The following is a 16,266-nucleotide window of genomic DNA, read 5'->3' on the forward strand; positions in this document are numbered from 1 at the left end:
GAACAATTCTCTCAGGAGCGCATTAGTGTTTACGCGTGGTATACGCGTGAGCCTCAGAGGTTCATGCAGTTTGCATAGTAAGTCGTGGTCGCTGGCCAGTCAGAAAAAACGCCGATAACGCCAACATCCTGAGCCAGAACATCGAGCACTGTCATAACGTCACCGTCGTTATCGATCACATCCATACCGCCATCATCGCCATTCACCGACTGGAAGTACCAGCCACCGTTGTCCGTCAGGCGACCAGAGCGTTCAAGTGTCCAGGCAATCAGCTTCAGGCCCGCTGCTTTGGCATTGATCGCGTACTGTGAAGGGACGATCTCGCCGTCGCTGTTCACGTTCAGCAGCATCCACATAGGTGGCGCCAGAACGCGTAGGCCTTCATCAACCCATTCTTCCATCTGTGCCTGTGTCACGCTGGTATCGTAAACGCCATCGAGATAAACCGCCTGGCGACCATACCAGGTGTTATTAATCCAGTATTTTACGTCTTCGTAATTGAACGACTGTGGCCAGACTTTGCGTGGGTGGATACCGGCGTCGCGGTATTCGTCGATCATTTGCTGAGCGTACATTTCCTGGGTGTAGTCGCCTTCAAACGGCATCTCTACCGAAGGGGATTTCAGTTCAGGTGTGTAGTGGGCGCCCAGTTCTTTGAACAGTTGGATGCTTTCTGCGTGGGTCAGCAGGGTACCTTTCGATGCGTAGAGGTCTGTGCGGTAGTCTGCTGTGGCATTCATGTAGCCTTCAATGGTGGTTGCCGTGCGGTCTGCCGCGTCCATTTTGCCTTGCAGGCTTTTGAATTCAGCGAGGGTAATGTCGCTGGTGCAGCAGGTGATATCTGCTGCATTGGTGAGCATGCCATTGCTGTCGAATTCAGGCGGTACTGAACATTTTTCAGCCAGTGGCGTTGCCAGAATATTCGTTGTGGTGTGCAGGTCGCATTGTGAATGGCGGCACACCAGCTCGCGATCTTTCGTAAAGGTTACGTCGCATTCAAGAATGCCTGCGCCCATTTTTGCCGCCGCTTCGTAGGATTCTTTCGTGTGCTCTGGAAATTGCAGAGGTGCACCACGGTGGCCGATTGAGAAGCGACTCTGGAAGAAAGGACCAGTGTCACAGCTTTTCAGCTTATCTTTGAGTTCGCCTTCGTCCATGTCTTCGATAAGGTAGAAAGGGCGTGGGCCGATCTGGGTTTCAGAAAACTTACCGAAGAACCATTTGCCAAAATGGCTGTTGCGGTGATCAGGGCCAGCTTGGGTGGCACAGCCGGCAACCAGCATCAGAGATGCCAGAGCGTAGGTCAGAAGGGATTTCATTATTAACCTCCATATCAGTTGGAAAACAGGGAGGTTCAGGCTAGACGTCAAGCATGTCAGTTTTAAAACTACTGGGTGACGGTCTTGTTTCATTTGGTCTTCCTGATGACGTGGCGTACCTTGTCGATATCCTATCATCAGGAAGGGAGGGTTCGTTATTGGTCGGCAGCCTGATGGTCGCCGTATTTTTCCGTTACCCAATCCGGATGCTTCCACATAATTCTCGGGTCTTTGTATTTTTTCAGATCCCGAAACATATTCTGCCAATCATACACTTGCGCATGCCATGGGTTATTTGGCTTTGTTGGCATGCGTTTTACGCCGTAGACAATTTCGCCCGCCGTTTCTTCAGCCTGAAACGTACCGAAGAGTTTGTCCCAGATAATGAGCACACCGCCGAAATTCTTATCAATCTGTTCCGGGTTGCTGCCGTGGTGCACTCTGTGATGTGACGGAGTATTAAAGATTTTCTCTGCCCAGCCCAATGAGCGGACTTGTTCTGTATGAAGAAAAAACTGGTACACCAGATTGGCTTCGATCGCGATTAAGGTCCAGGTTTTATCGAAACCGACGAACGCGGCAGGGATCCACCAGAGAATCCAGGTACCTGAAAATGCATAGGTGAAGTTCTGCCGCAGCGCCGTCGAGAAATTCATGTGCTCAGAACTGTGATGCGTTACGTGCGCATTCCAGAACCAGCGAATTTTATGCATCAGATAATGCGCGGCATACATACACAGGTCGATAAACAGAATCAGTGCGATGATGCTGACAACGCCGACCTCTGGGTTCCATTGAAAGCCAAATTGATACACCCAGTCGTAAAACAGCTGAATAAACAGTGCGATGGCGATGCCGTCGACGATTTTATACGACGCACCTGTCATCAGATTGGTGAAGGTTTCAGGGAAGTGATAGAGCTTAGTAACCCCACGACGCTTGGCCCAGAGGTTTTCAATGACCATGGTTCCGATGAACACACCGGCAAACAGCCCAATAAATAGCAGTGCGCGCAGTAAGTCTTCCATCAGTGTCTCCAGCTTTCTTATTTGATGCTGATAGATTAGCGCAGTCGTTGTGGGCTATATTGATATTTTCAGACTCTTAATTGATATTTCCAGACATACTTGCTCAGCGAGGATCAACGACTTATGACAATTGGGCACGGGTACTTATAAAAGAGCGCGACGTATGAAAGAGCGGGATTCTCGTTTAGCCGGGCTGTCTGTCACCGGGGACTTAATGTCTCTGGTGTCGTCGTACGTCTCCGAGCAGCGACGCTCTGTGCCAGCGGTAATGAGCCGTGAGGGTGGCGCCCGGCGGCTGACCTTCGATGAGTGGTGGTCGTTGCTGGACAGTGTCCGTGACGGTTTAGGCTCATCCTCGATTGGGATTGATCTGGCTCGCCGAGTCGGCCCTGAGCATGTTGGCGTCATTGGTTACCTGACCTTGTCATGTCAGACGGTTCTGGAGGCTTTTCAGTACTTTGAGCGCTTCCAGACCTTGCTCTACGAAGGCCCCAAGGCCCGGCTCGAACTGAGAGACGGCCTTGCTGGGTTGGTGTGGGATACCAGTTTTGGCGGCTCGACGCGTGTATCGGATCAGGTGATCCTCGGCGGATTTGTGACTTTCTTGCGAAGAATGACGGGGCAGAGCGAACTTACAATAGAGCGTGCGGAAACCTGGTGGGACGACGTGCCCGCCAGCGATCTGTTCGAGCGCCACTTAGGTGGAGGTCTGGTATGCGGCGCCAGCGCTAATGCACTCTGGTTCGATGCCAATGTGCTGACACTGCCACTGGTCAGCCATGATGATGTCGCCTTCAGGGCATTGAATGATAAGGCAACCGCAGCACTGGCAAACATGCCCGACCTTGGGCGGTTTGCGGATACCGTACGGCAACTCATCATTGAGCGCTTACCCTTGGGGGGCGCCGACCAGAGCGCAATTGCTTCTCGACTGGCAATGTCAGAGCGCACATTGCTGCGCAGGTTACGTCAGTCAGGTATTGGCTTCAGAGATCTGCTGGGGCAGGTCAGGGTAGAGTTGGCGCAGGTATATCTGCGGGATAAGCACCTGACCCTCAGTGAAATCGCTCTGCTGCTTGGCTACTCAGAGCAGGCGCCTTTCAACCGGGCTTTTCGTAAAGCAACGGGCAAAACACCGGGCAAGTGGCGGGCTGAGTTCAAAACAGTTTAGCCCAGCAAAACTATAGGCAAGAAATAGTTGGCCTGATAGTATCAATGCCCTAACTTAGAGCATAAGGATGTGTAACGTGAGTTCACCGGTCATTTCCAATCTTTCCCAGTTCCAGCTATCTCCATTCGGGCCTCAAGCCTCTGGTCGTCAGATCCTCGCTGACGAGCAAATGCAAAAGTTGCTTCAGAACTTTCAGGCGAGCTCGCAAGAGCAAAGCAGTACTGGGTATCATGCTCTGGCAGTAATAAGTGCAGTTAACAGCCTTCGTAGTAGTGCCGTTCCAGTGAATTCTTATGTTCGTAACGGCTCCCCATCGACCCGTTGCATTTCGGGCCCAGGTTTCGAAATTGAATATGAGCTGAATATGGGGCTCTCGCAGACCGATATTACGATCACAGATATTCGGGTTGTGAGGCAAAGCGCTCGTAAGGTAACTGAGCCCGGTCTATGGAATGTTGAGGCGGACGCTGAGAATGGGTCATGGAAGGTTGCCTCTACTCCTTCATATAACCTCCAGGCTGCAAGCCAGAGAGGCGGAACTATAGAGAAGCCCTTACAAATAGGTATTAACGGCTATTGTGGCGGCATTAGAGAAGCTGCTGAAATACTTCCTGATCACATATCAAAAGGTGACCCTGCTGTAATAGATAAGCTTAAAGCGTCTGGTTTCGAGTTATTTTATACACCGCAACACAAAGCGGGTAAGGCTGGCTGGGAATTTGTAAGGCGTCTCGGGAAGAGGACTCCCTCAGAAGATGTTGTTAAGGCGGGGCGGGTGTTAGCTAGTTATATGAAAGATGCACACCAGCGAGGGTTGCGCGTCGAGTGGACGAGTCATCGTGGTGGTTCGGCTGTTTTGACCGAGGCAATGAGATGTTTGAAGCAAGCCAATGTTGACTTGAAAGGAACGCAGCGCATTTTTCTTAGCGATCACACTAGCAGCCACTATGAAGCAGATATCGCTCGGCGGGCTATTGGTATGGATGTGCGTGATTCTAAGTGGTTCAATTCTTCTCCGGGACTAGCCCAGGTTATTGGTGGCCAGAGGTTCGGTGGTGCGACGGTAGCGTGCTCTCTTAATAAGCTTGTCAATCATACTCCGAGGGACCAAATAGCAAGTGAATTCGTTGGTACGGCCTATGATGTCGTCGCACAAAGCAAGAATACTATGGCAGTCGGGGGATTAGTGGGGGCCTTAGGCACGACACCAGGATTTGCCCTTGTAGTGTTGGGCGCTATTCTGGCCAGTGCACCTACGTTGACCGAGGGCTACCATAGAAGCCCTGTTGAGCCACTCAAAACATTAGCGAAGAAAGTTCAGAATAAGGTCTTCTGAGGATTATGCGATTATTTGGTACTGAGAAACTCCCCAAGGGGCCTAGTTTTCGCTCCGCAAGGCTTATCTGTAAAGACTTGGGATGTAGCTCACTGGAATTCAAGGCACCAGCCCCTCGGCCGGCTTTTGGAGGGCGCTGGGAGGAGGAGCCAGGCTCAGTTGATCTAAATTCTCCAGCGCGCTTTGAGTTGGCAGAAACTTGGGATAAGAAAGTTATCGAAGGTATGCGCTGGCAGCGGCTTTACTCGAATAACTGGCGTTTTAATGGCTTTCCAATTATCCAGCCTCGCGTCGGATATCTCAGTTGTTTTGTTGATGTCCATGCGGTAGATGGCCTCCCGATTAATGAGAGTTTGTTTGATTTTAGCGTATTGGCAAATCAGGTGTTAACTAATAGGGAGTTGTGTATTTATGCAAGAACTGAAGAGGGCTATACAGAGGCCGCTCTCGACGTAAACCCTGATCTATGGCCGGATGTTTTAGGGCCTGTTAATAGTCAGTGGTTGAATAAGCATGGTAATGACTGGCTGTACATTGAAGAACAGCAGCTGACTGATACCGCTTATGCTATCAATTGGATCTCGCCAATTACTCATCAGCATTATGTGTGTTTTCGGTTTGTAATCAGACGTTATTCTATTGAAGGCCCTAACGCTTATCGAATCGAAGAGCGGGTTCGCCCCGACACCTTCCTTGATCTGATGCACCAGATCATGGACTCCGTAAAGCTTGAACTTTGTGAAGAGATGAAAGTTGAACGGGACCGCATTCGAACAATAGAACCGTCGGAGAGGCGTCCGGTAATTGAGTTTACTCCGGAGCAGCTGAAGGTTGCTAAACATGTACTCTACATGAGTAGTTTCAGGAAACCAGAGGATGGCGATGACAGGTGGAGTTCTGGAATGGAGCGTCTCGCCCCCCGCGAAGAGGTCGAGGCCTTTCTGGATGAGCGTGTGAAGTTTAAGCCATTACCGGGAAGCTATCCGCGCGGTGAGATTATTTATAACCGTGTGCCTGTGTTACCGATTACCAGGCTTTTAGATTCGCAGCCGCAGTCGTCCCTTGAAGAGAAGGTGAATTTCTGAACCGGATACTGTCTCCTCGAGCAACTGGTGACTAAATTGCAGAACAAGGTTTCTTGATTCGATGAGACTATTTGGTACGGAGAAATACCCTAAAGGTCCTTCTTTTAGAACGGCAAAACATGTTAGCAAAGACCTTGGCCTTGCTAGCCTTTCCTTTATGGCTCCAAACCCTAAACCAGCGCACGGGGGCTCATGGAATAAAGAACCAAATCACTTCAATGCAGCTAGTGATGCAGGGTTCGAACGGGAATTGACTTGGAATCAGTGTGAGATAGAGTCTTTGAGTCGCCTGAGGGTATATTCAAGCAGCTGGGAGTTTCGAGGTATCCCAGTGATAGAGGGGTATTGCGGGTTCCTCAATTGCATTGTGGATATTAGACGGGTAGGTGACCTGCCAGCGAACGAAAGTCTCTTCGATAACTGGGTTCTTGCCAGAGAGCTACTAAGAAACGAAGAGCTCTGTACTTACGCCGCAACGTCAGAGGGGTATACCGCCGCACCGTTGGATTCGAATCCTGATCGCTGGCCGGAAGTTTTAGGTCCTATCAATAGTCAGTGGGTGAATAGAAATGGTACTGACTGGCTGTACACAGAGGAACAGCAGCTTTCAGATACAGCTAATGCTGTTACATGGGCTACCCCTATTTCTCATGATCGGTATCTAAGTTGTTTATTTCTAATTGAACGCTCTTCTTGGCATGGCCCTAACGCCTATCGAATGGAAGAGCGGGTTCGCCCCGACACCTTTCTTGATCTGATGCACCAGATCATGGACTCCGTAAAGCTTGAACTTTGTGAAGAGATGAAAGTTGAACGGGACCGCATTCGAACAATAGAACCGTCGGAGAGGCGTCCGGTAATTGAGTTTACTCCGGAGCAGCTGAAGGTTGCTAAACATGTACTCTACATGAGTAGTTTCAGGAAACCAGAGGATGGCGATGACAGGTGGAGTTCTGGAATGGAGCGTCTCGCCCCCCGCGAAGAGGTCGAGGCCTTTCTGGATGAGCGAGTGAAGTTTAAGCCATTGCCGGGAAGCTATCCGCGTGGGGGTATTATCTATAACCGCGTACCGGTTCAGCCAATAACAAAGCTGGTTGATTCACTTCCTCAGGGGGCTATTGCACGAAAGGCTATTCCAGAGTGAGTAAGCCGCAGGCATCAACTGTTTACAGGGATTTTTCCGACCTGTAGAGTACTCGGTCTTTACATTCATGTGGCCTGTCGTGGGGGCCACCACTGACAAGGATTTACTATGCCTGTTATTACCCTTCCAGATGGCTCCAAACGCGAGTTCGATCAACCCGTTACCCTGATGCAAGTTGCCGAAGATATTGGCCCTGGTCTTGCCAAAGCGACCGTATGTGGTCGTATTAACGGTGAACTGGTCGATGCCTGTGAGCTGATCTCTGAGGACGCCGATGTCACCCTGATCACAGGTCGCGATGAAGAAGGTCTGGAAGTTATCCGTCACTCATTCGCTCACCTCGTTGGTCATGCCGTTAAGCAGCTGTACCCAACGGCTAAGATGGCCATTGGTCCGGTGATCGAAAACGGCTTCTATTACGATATTGATTACGAGCGTCCATTTACACCCGAAGACCTCGAAGCCATCGAGAAGCGTGTTAAAGAGCTGATCAAGAAGGATTACGAAGTCATCAAGAAGATGACGCCGATCAAAGACGCACGCCGCGTGTTTGTTGATCGTGGTGAAGACTACAAAGTTGAGTTGATCGACGATCTGATCGAAAAAGGTGAAGAGGCGGTTGGCCTGTATCACCATGAAGAATACACAGATATGTGCCGCGGCCCGCACGTACCGAATACTCGTGTTATGCGTATCTTCAAGCTGCAGCGTGTGTCCGGCGCCTACTGGCGTGGTGACTCTCAGAACGCTCAGCTGCAACGTATCTACGGTACCGCGTGGAACGATAAAAAAGACATGAAAGCGTATCTCCAGCGTCTTGAAGAGGCTGAGAAGCGCGACCACCGTAAACTGGCGAAGCAGCTGGATCTGTTCCACCTGCAGGAAGAGGCGCCGGGTATGGTGTTCTGGCATCCGAACGGCTGGACCATTTATCAGGTACTCGAGCAGTACATGCGTAAAGTTCAGAACGATGCTGGTTATCAGGAGATCAAGACCCCGCAGGTTGTTGACCGTACCTTGTGGGAGAAGTCTGGCCACTGGGAACACTACTCAGATGCCATGTTCACTACGGAATCTGAGAAGCGCAGCTACGCGGTGAAGCCGATGAACTGCCCATGCCATATTCAGGTGTTCAATCAGGGTCTGAAGTCTTATCGTGAACTGCCGCTGCGTCTGGCTGAGTTTGGTTGCTGCCACCGTAATGAGCCATCCGGTGCACTGCACGGCATTATGCGTGTGCGTGGCTTCACTCAGGATGATGCACACATCTTCTGCTCGAACAGCCAGATCCGTCAGGAAGCTTCTGATTTCATCAAGCTGACTCTGGACGTCTACAAAGACTTCGGATTCGACGCGGTTGAAATGAAACTTTCAACGCGCCCGGAAGGTCGTATTGGTGAAGAGTCGCTTTGGGATGAAGCTGAAGCGGCACTGGAAGATGCTCTCAACGACGCCGGCCTCGACTGGGAACTCCAGCCGGGCGAAGGTGCCTTCTACGGTCCTAAGATCGAATTCTCTCTGCGCGACTGCATCGGCCGTGTATGGCAGTGCGGTACGATTCAGCTCGACTTCATGCTGCCTGAGCGCCTTGGTGCACAGTTTGTTGATGAAGATGGCGAGCGTAAGACGCCGGTCATGCTACACCGTGCTATTCTTGGCTCGTTCGAACGCTTCGTTGGTATTCTGATTGAACACTACGCAGGTGCGATGCCGCCATGGTTATCTCCGAAGCAGGTCTCAATCCTGAATATCACAGACAGTCAGGCCGAATATTGCACGGAAATTGCCGAAAAACTCAAAGCTGCGGGCTTCCGGGCAGATGCGGACTTGAGAAATGAGAAGATCGGCTTTAAAATCCGCGAGCATACTTTACACAAGGTCCCTTTCCAGCTCGTGGTGGGGGATAAAGAAAAAGAAACAAACACTGTCGCAGTGCGCACCCGTAAGGGTGAAGACCTCGGTACAATGAGTGTCGACGAGTTTATTGCCATCCTTGAGAAGGCGATTGCAGAGCGCGGCCGGTTTGGAATGGAGAACTGATCATCAGACGCGATAATAGAAGAGGAGCACGTGATAACCGTGCACCCATTAACGACCAGATTCGTGCAAACGAAGTCCGGTTAATCGGAGCAGACGGCGAGCAGGTTGGCGTCGTTTCTTTACGCGAAGCCCTCGAGGCCGCACAAGAAGCCGAACTGGATCTGGTTCAGATTTCAGATGGCGATCCGATCGTCTGTAAGATCATGGACTTCGGCAAGAAGCTCTACGAAGAGAAGAAGCAGAAAGCCGAAGCCAAAAAGAAACAGCACCAGGTGCAGATTAAGGAAGTCAAATTCCGTCCGGGTACGGAAGAAGGCGACTACCAGATCAAACTGCGTAACCTGAAGCGCTTCCTCGAAGCGGGTAACAAAGCGAAAGTATCGCTGCGTTTCCGCGGTCGTGAGATGGCGCACCAGAACCTGGGTATGGAACTGATGATGCGTGTCGAGAAAGATCTCGAAGAACTTGGCAGCGTAGAACAGCGTCCTAAGATGGAAGGTCGCCAGATGATCATGGTCATCGGCCCATCCAAAAAGAAGTAGTCTGGTTTTCAAATGAATACGCAGACCCCGGCGCTTGCCGGGGTTTGTGCGTTCTGCCAGACGCTGCGTCGGCCTGATTTGGGCAGGCGTTATTACGGCAGAGATTGTACAGGGTCTTAGTTTCTGTACGTCTCATAACTTTCAGGAGTATGAAAATGCCTAAGATCAAAACTAAGAGCGGCGCTGCGAAGCGCTTCAAAAAGACTGCGAACGGTTTCAAGCACCGTAATGCTTTCCGCAGCCACATCCTGACTAAGAAGAGCACGAAGCGTAAGCGCCACCTGCGTGGTATGTCTCAGCTGCACGCTGCAGACAAGAAGCTTGTTATTCGTATGCTTCCTAATCTTTAATCGACTGTCAGGAGATAAATTATGGCTCGTGTAAAACGTGGTGTTGTCGCTCGTCGTCGTCACAAGAAAATTCTGAAGCAGGCTAAAGGTTACTACGGTGCCCGCAGTCGCGTGTTCCGCGTTGCTAAGCAAGCGGTAATCAAAGCAGGTCAGTACGCTTACCGTGACCGTCGTCAGCGTAAGCGTCAGTTCCGTCAGCTGTGGATTGCGCGTATCAACGCTGGTGCACGTCAGAACGGTCTGTCTTACAGCAAGTTCATCAATGGCCTGAAAAAAGCCACTGTTGAAATTGACCGTAAGGTTCTGGCTGATCTGGCTGTGAATGAAAAAGCAGCGTTTGCGGCTCTGGTTGAAAAAGCCAAGTCCAGCCTGTAATTTCACCGCGCTCTTCTGAGCACGCGGAACCGGGCCAGCCATTAACTTGACTGGCCAAAGGATAGGGGAGTGGCTTTCTTTGAAAGACCTCCCCTATTTTTTTGCGTTATTAAACACATTCAGTGCTTACCAGAACTTCTTCTATAGGATGCCCTGAGGGAATTCCGGTAAGCACTTAATCAAAAAATGACCTTTCAGGATCATCACGATGGAAAACTTAGAGGCTCTGACGCAACAGGCGTTGGATGCGGTCGCTGCCTCGAGCGACATGGCTGCACTCGATCAGGTACGTGTTCAGTATCTGGGTAAGAAGGGCGAAATCTCTGCCCTGATGAAAAACCTGGGCAATGTTGCTCCAGAAGATCGCCCGAAAGTCGGTGCGGTGATCAACGAGGCGCGTGGCAAAGTTCAGGATGCCCTGAATGCGCGTAAAGAATCACTCGAGAGTGAAGCGCTCAACGCTAAGCTGGCGTCTGAAACAGTCGACGTGACGCTACCCGGCCGTGCCGTTCAGGAAGGCAGCCTGCACCCGGTAACCCGAACTCTGGAGCGTATTGAAGGCTTCTTTGCTAATGCCGGTTATCAGGTCGCTGAAGGCCCTGAAATCGAAGACGACTTTCACAACTTCGAAGCGCTGAATATTCCTTCGCATCACCCGGCGCGTGCCATGCACGACACTTTCTATTTTGATGCAGGCACTCTGCTGCGTACCCACACCTCGCCGGTTCAGGTACGTACAATGGAGTCTCAGGAGCCACCGATCCGCATTATCTGCCCGGGTCGTGTATACCGTTGCGACTACGATCAGACTCACTCGCCCATGTTCCATCAGGTCGAAGGTCTGCTGGTGGATAAGGGCATCAGCTTTGCGGATCTGAAGGGCACGATTCAGGAATTTCTGAGCGTCTTCTTTGAGCGTGATCTGGTGATCCGCCTGCGTCCGTCTTACTTCCCGTTCACTGAGCCATCCGCTGAGATCGACATTGAATGGGTGATTGAAACTCCAGAAGGTACCAAGCGTCGCTGGCTCGAAGTCGGCGGTTGCGGCATGGTCCACCCGGAAGTCTTCAAACATGTGAATATTGACCCTGAAGAATACACAGGTTTTGCCTTTGGTATGGGCGTTGAGCGTCTGGCGATGCTCCGCTACGGCGTGAATGACCTGCGTCTGTTCTTCGAAAACGACCTGCGCTTCCTGCAGCAGTTCAAGTAATTCAGGGGATATTAAGAAATGAAATTCAGCGAACAGTGGTTACGCGAATGGGTTAACCCTGAGATTACGACTCAGGAACTGGTCGATCACCTGACTCTTGCGGGTCTTGAGGTCGACGGAGAAGAGCCGGTTGCCGGTGATTTTTCTGGTGTGGTTGTTGGACAGGTTGTCAGCCGTGAGCAGCACCCGGATGCCGATAAACTGAGCCTGTGTCAGGTGACTGATGGCAATGAAAATTTCCAGATCGTTTGTGGTGCGGCGAACGTGCGCGAAGGCCTGAAAATTCCTTTCGCTAAAATCGGTGCGGTTCTGCCAACCGAAGATGGCAAAGGCTTCAAAATCAAAAAAGCCAAGCTGCGTGGCGTTGAGTCATTCGGCATGCTGTGTGCCGAAGCAGAGCTTGGCATGGCAGAAAGCTCTGAAGGTCTGATGGAGCTGCCGGATTCTGCCCCTGTTGGCGCAGATTTCCGCGAATACCTGAACCTCAATGACACCATCATTGAAGTCGACCTGACACCGAACCGTGCAGATTGCCTGAGCATTGCGGGTCTAGCGCGTGAAACTGGCGTGCTGACGCGTACCGAAGTGAAGCCGCCACTCGTGGCTGCCGTTGCAGCATCAATTGATGATAAAGCGTCTGTCGAAGTGACTGCGGCAGATGCCTGCCCACGCTATCTCGGTCGTATCGTGAAAGGTGTGAACGTAAAAGCAGAAACGCCACTGTGGATGGTTGAGAAGCTGCGCCGTGGCGGTATCCGCTCGATTGACCCTGTCGTGGATATTACCAACTACGTATTGCTGGAACTGGGTCAGCCGATGCACGCTTTTGACCTGGCACAGGTAGAAGGTGGCATCCGTGTACGTATGGCAGAAGAGGGCGAAAAGCTAACTCTGCTCGACGGCCAGGAAGTCGAACTGAACGCAGACACTCTGGTGATTGCTGACCACAGCAAACCGCTGGCTATGGCCGGTGTGATGGGTGGCGAGCACTCCGGTGTAAACGGCGACACCCAGGACCTGCTGTTGGAAGCGGCGTTCTTCAACCCGATTGCGATCGCTGGTCGTGCCCGTAACTACGGCCTGCACACCGATTCTTCGCACCGTTTTGAGCGTGGCGTTGACTACAACCTGGCCAATACTGCGATGGAACGTGCGACTCAGCTCGTTATTGATATCTGCGGTGGTCAGGCGGGTCCTGTGACAGAAGTAACTGCCGAAGACAAACTGCCTGAAGCAGCCACCATTACTCTGCGTCGTAAGCGCATCGAGCAAGTCCTGAGCCTGACCATGGCTGACGACGAAGTGACCGACATTCTGGTTCGCCTCGGCATGGACACTGAAACCACTGCTGAAGGCTGGACAGTAAAAGCACCGTCGTATCGTTTTGATATGGCGATCGAAGCTGACCTGATTGAAGAGCTGGCGCGCATCTACGGCTATAACCGTCTGCCTACCCGTGTTCCTGCGGCGGCGACGCCTCTGGCAAAAGCCCCTGAATCCCGTATGCCGATCCGCGACCTGCGTCGCCAGATCATTGCTCGCGGTTATCAGGAAGCGATTACCTACAGCTTTGTTGAACCAGAGCTGCAGAAAGCCCTCGATCCTGAGCGTGAAGCCCTGCCACTGCTGAACCCGATTTCAGCGGATATGGGCGTGATGCGTACGACTTTGCTGACAGGACTGGTGTCTGCCGCCAGCTACAACCTCAAGCGTCAGCAGCCACGCGTTCGCCTGTTCGAGACTGGCCTGCGTTTTGTGCCTGAAGCTGATGGCCTCAAACAGACTCCTACGCTGGCGATGCTGGTGTGCGGTAATCGTCTGGCTCAGGGCTGGAGTGAGCAGGAAACACCGGTAGATTTCTTTGATCTGAAAGGTGACGTTGAGTCTCTGTTAGCTCGTGGCGGCGATGCCTCCGCGTATCGGTTCGAGTCTGCTCAGCATCCAGCACTGCATCCTGGCCAGACAGCGCGCGTTCTGAAGAACGGCGAACCAATTGGTTGGATAGGTGCACTGCACCCGGCGACTCAGAAAAAAGTTGGTGTGAAGCAGACACTGTTTGTTGCCGAACTCGACCTTGAAGCCGTTCGTGATATTGCCGTGCCTTCGTATGGTGACATCTCGAAATTCCCTGAAATGCGTCGTGACCTGGCGTTGGTTGTAGACCATTCAGTTCAGGTGGATCAGGTATTCGACGGAATCCGAAGCGTAGCGGGGGATTACCTCACTAAGCTCAACCTGTTTGATGTATATGTCGGCAAAGGTATTGATCCTGATAGAAAAAGTCTCGCTTTGGGCTTGACGTGGCAGCATCCTTCACGCACTCTGACTGATGAAGAAGTGAACAACTCTGTGGAAGCAGTCTTGGCTCACCTCTATGAAAGCATAGGAGCAACGTTAAGGGGTTAACATGACCGCCCTGACCAAAGCAGAACTGGCAGAAAAACTGTTTGAAGATCTTGGTCTTAATAAGCGTGAAGCGAAGGATATGGTGGACATCTTTTTTGATGAAATCCGCGATAGCCTGAGCCGTAATGAGCAGGTGAAGTTATCAGGATTTGGTAACTTTGACCTGCGTGATAAGCGTCAGCGTCCGGGAAGGAATCCGAAGACAGGCGAGGAGATCCCTATTTCTGCTCGCCGGGTCGTGACGTTCAAACCGGGGCAGAAGCTCAAAATCCGGGTAGAAGCCTATGCTGGAAGCCAGCCACAATAACGAACTACCGCCCATTCCATCGAAACGCTACTTCACTATTGGTGAGGTCAGTGAGCTTTGCGATGTGAAGCCTCATGTTCTCAGATATTGGGAGCAGGAATTTCCAACCCTCAAGCCGGTCAAGCGTGCCGGTAATCGTCGTTATTATCAGCGTCAGGACGTCATTCTCGTCCGTGAAATCCGTGCTTTGCTGTATCAGGATGGCTACACCATTGGTGGCGCCAGACAGAAGCTGGAAGACAACGGAGAGTCGCAGGCGGTGGCCATGGATAAAGCCCTGATCAAAAACATGATACGCGAGTTGAAAGAGCTGGAAGATATGCTCAACCCAGACTCCGACTTCTGACGGGCATTCCAAAAAAAGTTTACCTTTTCAGGCACTTAAGTATACTTAAGCGCTCTGTTCACAGGCTTGTGGCAGCATAAGTCGGGATGTGGCGCAGTCTGGTAGCGCACTCGCCTGGGGGGCGAGTGGTCGCAGGTTCAAATCCTGTCATCCCGACCAATTTTAAATCCTGTCACTCTGATGAAACTCCATCTCTTCGATAGTCTGATGATTCTTAATAGCGCACTTTAAAACCGGGCTTTTGCCCAGTTTTTTGTTTCATGGCTGATCAGTCGACACTAACAGACCCCTTGCGCTAGTAAATTGTCCCAATTTAACACCAGAGTGGTGTGGGGATGAGATGCTATCGTTGCTGTCAGTAAGCGGTGGCTGCGCTCACCGCTGGATAAAGTTGTATCAGAGAAGCAATGAGAATTATGCAGACGACGAAGCCAGTTTCTGAAAATCATCCATCAGTATCGTACGATAATAATGCTTCAAACCAGCGTCTGGTCGAATCACTCAGAATACTGAGTAAGCCATACCGGGCTACTCCCTGGTTGTTTAATGCACATACCCAGTTAATCTTTTATAGCCTGCGCAAGTATGGCTTTCAGCGGCGCAACGAAAGCGCATCGCTCTACGATTACCATGAACAGCTGACAATGCAGGACGGTGGTCTGACAGCTTTATATTGGAGTGGCTACGATTTACCTGAAACAACACCAACGATCGTATTAATTCACACCATCAGTGGTAGTCCGGATAGCATGGCAGAGCTCGTGCGCGATCTCGGGTTAAAAACGGGGTGGCGAATCGTGCTGTGTTTGCGGCGTGGGCATGGTCAGCTGCCATTGTTAACGCCACGGTTTAACATGGTGGGCTGTACTGAAGATTTTCGTGGGCAGCTTGCTCATATAAGAGAGCGCTTTCCTGATTCTCCACTTTACGCTGTGGGCACATCAGCTGGTTCCGGTTTGTTAGTGCGATACCTGGGAGAAGAGGGGGGCGATGCTCCCTTCAAAGCGGCCTTTGCTTATTGCCCCGGATACGACACAGGCACCTGCTTCGACAATGTGCATCCGCGATATAGCCGTATCATGGCAAAGAAGATGGTTCGCCAGTTTGTCTGCCCTAATGAGAGTGTGCTGTCTTCTCTGCGGACAGCAGACAGCCTGCTGACGGCTACTGATCTCGGCGATCTCTATCAAAAACTGTACGAGTTAGCGGGGTACGATGACTATCCGTCGTATGACCAGAATACGAATCCCATGAACGTCTTCGAGGATATTCGGATCCCCTTGATGGTGCTCAACGCAGAGGACGATCCAATCTGCCACATCAACAACCTGGAGCCCTGGCGAGACAGGATGAAAACGATGGACAACGTTATTCTGGTGACAACGAGAAAGGGGAGTCATTGTGCGCATTATGAAGGTTGGTCCGCGCGTTCATGGTCGGCTCGCCTGATGAGTGACTATTTCAAGTCTGTGTAGAGACCATTGCAGCTCTTAGTGATTAATATCGATTGCTATTTGCATTTTTTCTTCGGGTTATTATTTCTTGAGGTTACAACTTTTTACAGAAAGGGTGTGGCCTGAAGAGATACATATTGGCTTAATATG

At 51.3% G+C, this 16,266-nt stretch carries 15 protein-coding genes and 1 tRNA gene; 14 read left to right on the forward strand and 2 right to left on the reverse strand.

From position 1 onward, the window contains the following. Window positions 1-53: 53 nt before the first annotated feature. Window positions 54-1,319, reverse strand: coding sequence for a glycerophosphodiester phosphodiesterase family protein (locus AC5E51_RS14015; RefSeq protein WP_491778725.1), 1,266 nt, complete (start codon window positions 1,317-1,319; stop codon window positions 54-56). A gap of 155 nt (window positions 1,320-1,474) precedes the next feature. Further along, entirely contained in the window at window positions 1,475-2,347 is an 873-nt protein-coding gene (locus tag AC5E51_RS14020; RefSeq protein ID WP_488045975.1) for a sterol desaturase family protein, read from the reverse strand. A 163-nt stretch (window positions 2,348-2,510) separates the two neighbouring features. On the opposite strand from AC5E51_RS14020, the gene AC5E51_RS14025 reads away from it, so the two are divergent. The 14 genes from AC5E51_RS14025 to AC5E51_RS14090 all read left to right on the forward strand — a co-directional run bounded on the left by AC5E51_RS14025 (window position 2,511) and on the right by AC5E51_RS14090 (window position 16,137). Continuing rightward, on the forward strand, window positions 2,511-3,518 hold the full coding sequence (locus AC5E51_RS14025) for an AraC family transcriptional regulator (RefSeq protein ID WP_301387357.1): 1,008 nt from the start codon (window positions 2,511-2,513) through the stop codon (window positions 3,516-3,518). A gap of 169 nt (window positions 3,519-3,687) precedes the next feature. Next, complete coding sequence (locus tag AC5E51_RS14030) at window positions 3,688-4,854, forward strand: hypothetical protein (protein WP_139325761.1); 1,167 nt, start codon at window positions 3,688-3,690, stop codon at window positions 4,852-4,854. Between the two features lie 5 nt (window positions 4,855-4,859). Next, complete coding sequence (locus AC5E51_RS14035) at window positions 4,860-5,939, forward strand: hypothetical protein (RefSeq protein WP_491226910.1); 1,080 nt, start codon at window positions 4,860-4,862, stop codon at window positions 5,937-5,939. Window positions 5,940-6,306: 367 nt separating this feature from the next. Next, window positions 6,307-7,083 carry a hypothetical protein gene (locus tag AC5E51_RS14040; protein ID WP_491778726.1) on the forward strand — a complete coding sequence of 259 codons (777 nt, stop codon included), beginning with the start codon at window positions 6,307-6,309 and terminating at the stop codon, window positions 7,081-7,083. Between the two features lie 108 nt (window positions 7,084-7,191). Next, a complete protein-coding gene (thrS, locus tag AC5E51_RS14045) occupies window positions 7,192-9,123 on the forward strand; it encodes a threonine--tRNA ligase (protein ID WP_491778727.1) in 1,932 nt (643 codons plus the stop codon). Between the two features lie 47 nt (window positions 9,124-9,170). Then, the gene (gene infC / locus AC5E51_RS14050) at window positions 9,171-9,665 is read left to right on the forward strand and encodes a translation initiation factor IF-3 (RefSeq protein WP_436286952.1); all 495 of its coding nucleotides are present in this window, start codon (window positions 9,171-9,173) and stop codon (window positions 9,663-9,665) included. Window positions 9,666-9,820: 155 nt separating this feature from the next. Continuing rightward, on the forward strand, window positions 9,821-10,015 hold the full coding sequence (rpmI, locus tag AC5E51_RS14055) for a 50S ribosomal protein L35 (RefSeq protein ID WP_068441519.1): 195 nt from the start codon (window positions 9,821-9,823) through the stop codon (window positions 10,013-10,015). A 21-nt stretch (window positions 10,016-10,036) separates the two neighbouring features. After that, window positions 10,037-10,390 carry a 50S ribosomal protein L20 gene (rplT, locus tag AC5E51_RS14060; RefSeq protein ID WP_068435564.1) on the forward strand — a complete coding sequence of 118 codons (354 nt, stop codon included), beginning with the start codon at window positions 10,037-10,039 and terminating at the stop codon, window positions 10,388-10,390. Between the two features lie 208 nt (window positions 10,391-10,598). After that, on the forward strand, window positions 10,599-11,603 hold the full coding sequence (gene pheS, locus AC5E51_RS14065) for a phenylalanine--tRNA ligase subunit alpha (RefSeq protein ID WP_068441522.1): 1,005 nt from the start codon (window positions 10,599-10,601) through the stop codon (window positions 11,601-11,603). Window positions 11,604-11,621: 18 nt separating this feature from the next. Then, window positions 11,622-14,009: a phenylalanine--tRNA ligase subunit beta gene (gene pheT / locus AC5E51_RS14070; RefSeq protein WP_491778728.1), complete on the forward strand. Its 2,388-nt coding sequence runs from the start codon at window positions 11,622-11,624 to the stop codon at window positions 14,007-14,009. A gap of 1 nt (window position 14,010) precedes the next feature. After that, complete coding sequence (ihfA, locus tag AC5E51_RS14075) at window positions 14,011-14,316, forward strand: integration host factor subunit alpha (protein ID WP_068440580.1); 306 nt, start codon at window positions 14,011-14,013, stop codon at window positions 14,314-14,316. After that, entirely contained in the window at window positions 14,294-14,662 is a 369-nt protein-coding gene (locus tag AC5E51_RS14080; RefSeq protein ID WP_068440582.1) for a MerR family transcriptional regulator, read from the forward strand. Before ihfA ends, AC5E51_RS14080 begins: the two co-directional genes overlap by 23 nt. An 82-nt stretch (window positions 14,663-14,744) precedes the next feature. Beyond that, window positions 14,745-14,821 (forward strand) — tRNA-Pro (locus tag AC5E51_RS14085). Window positions 14,822-15,078: 257 nt separating this feature from the next. Continuing rightward, window positions 15,079-16,137 carry a YheT family hydrolase gene (locus AC5E51_RS14090; protein ID WP_491778729.1) on the forward strand — a complete coding sequence of 353 codons (1,059 nt, stop codon included), beginning with the start codon at window positions 15,079-15,081 and terminating at the stop codon, window positions 16,135-16,137. Window positions 16,138-16,266: the final 129 nt, after the last annotated feature.

This window comes from Thalassolituus sp., assembly GCF_984348125.1.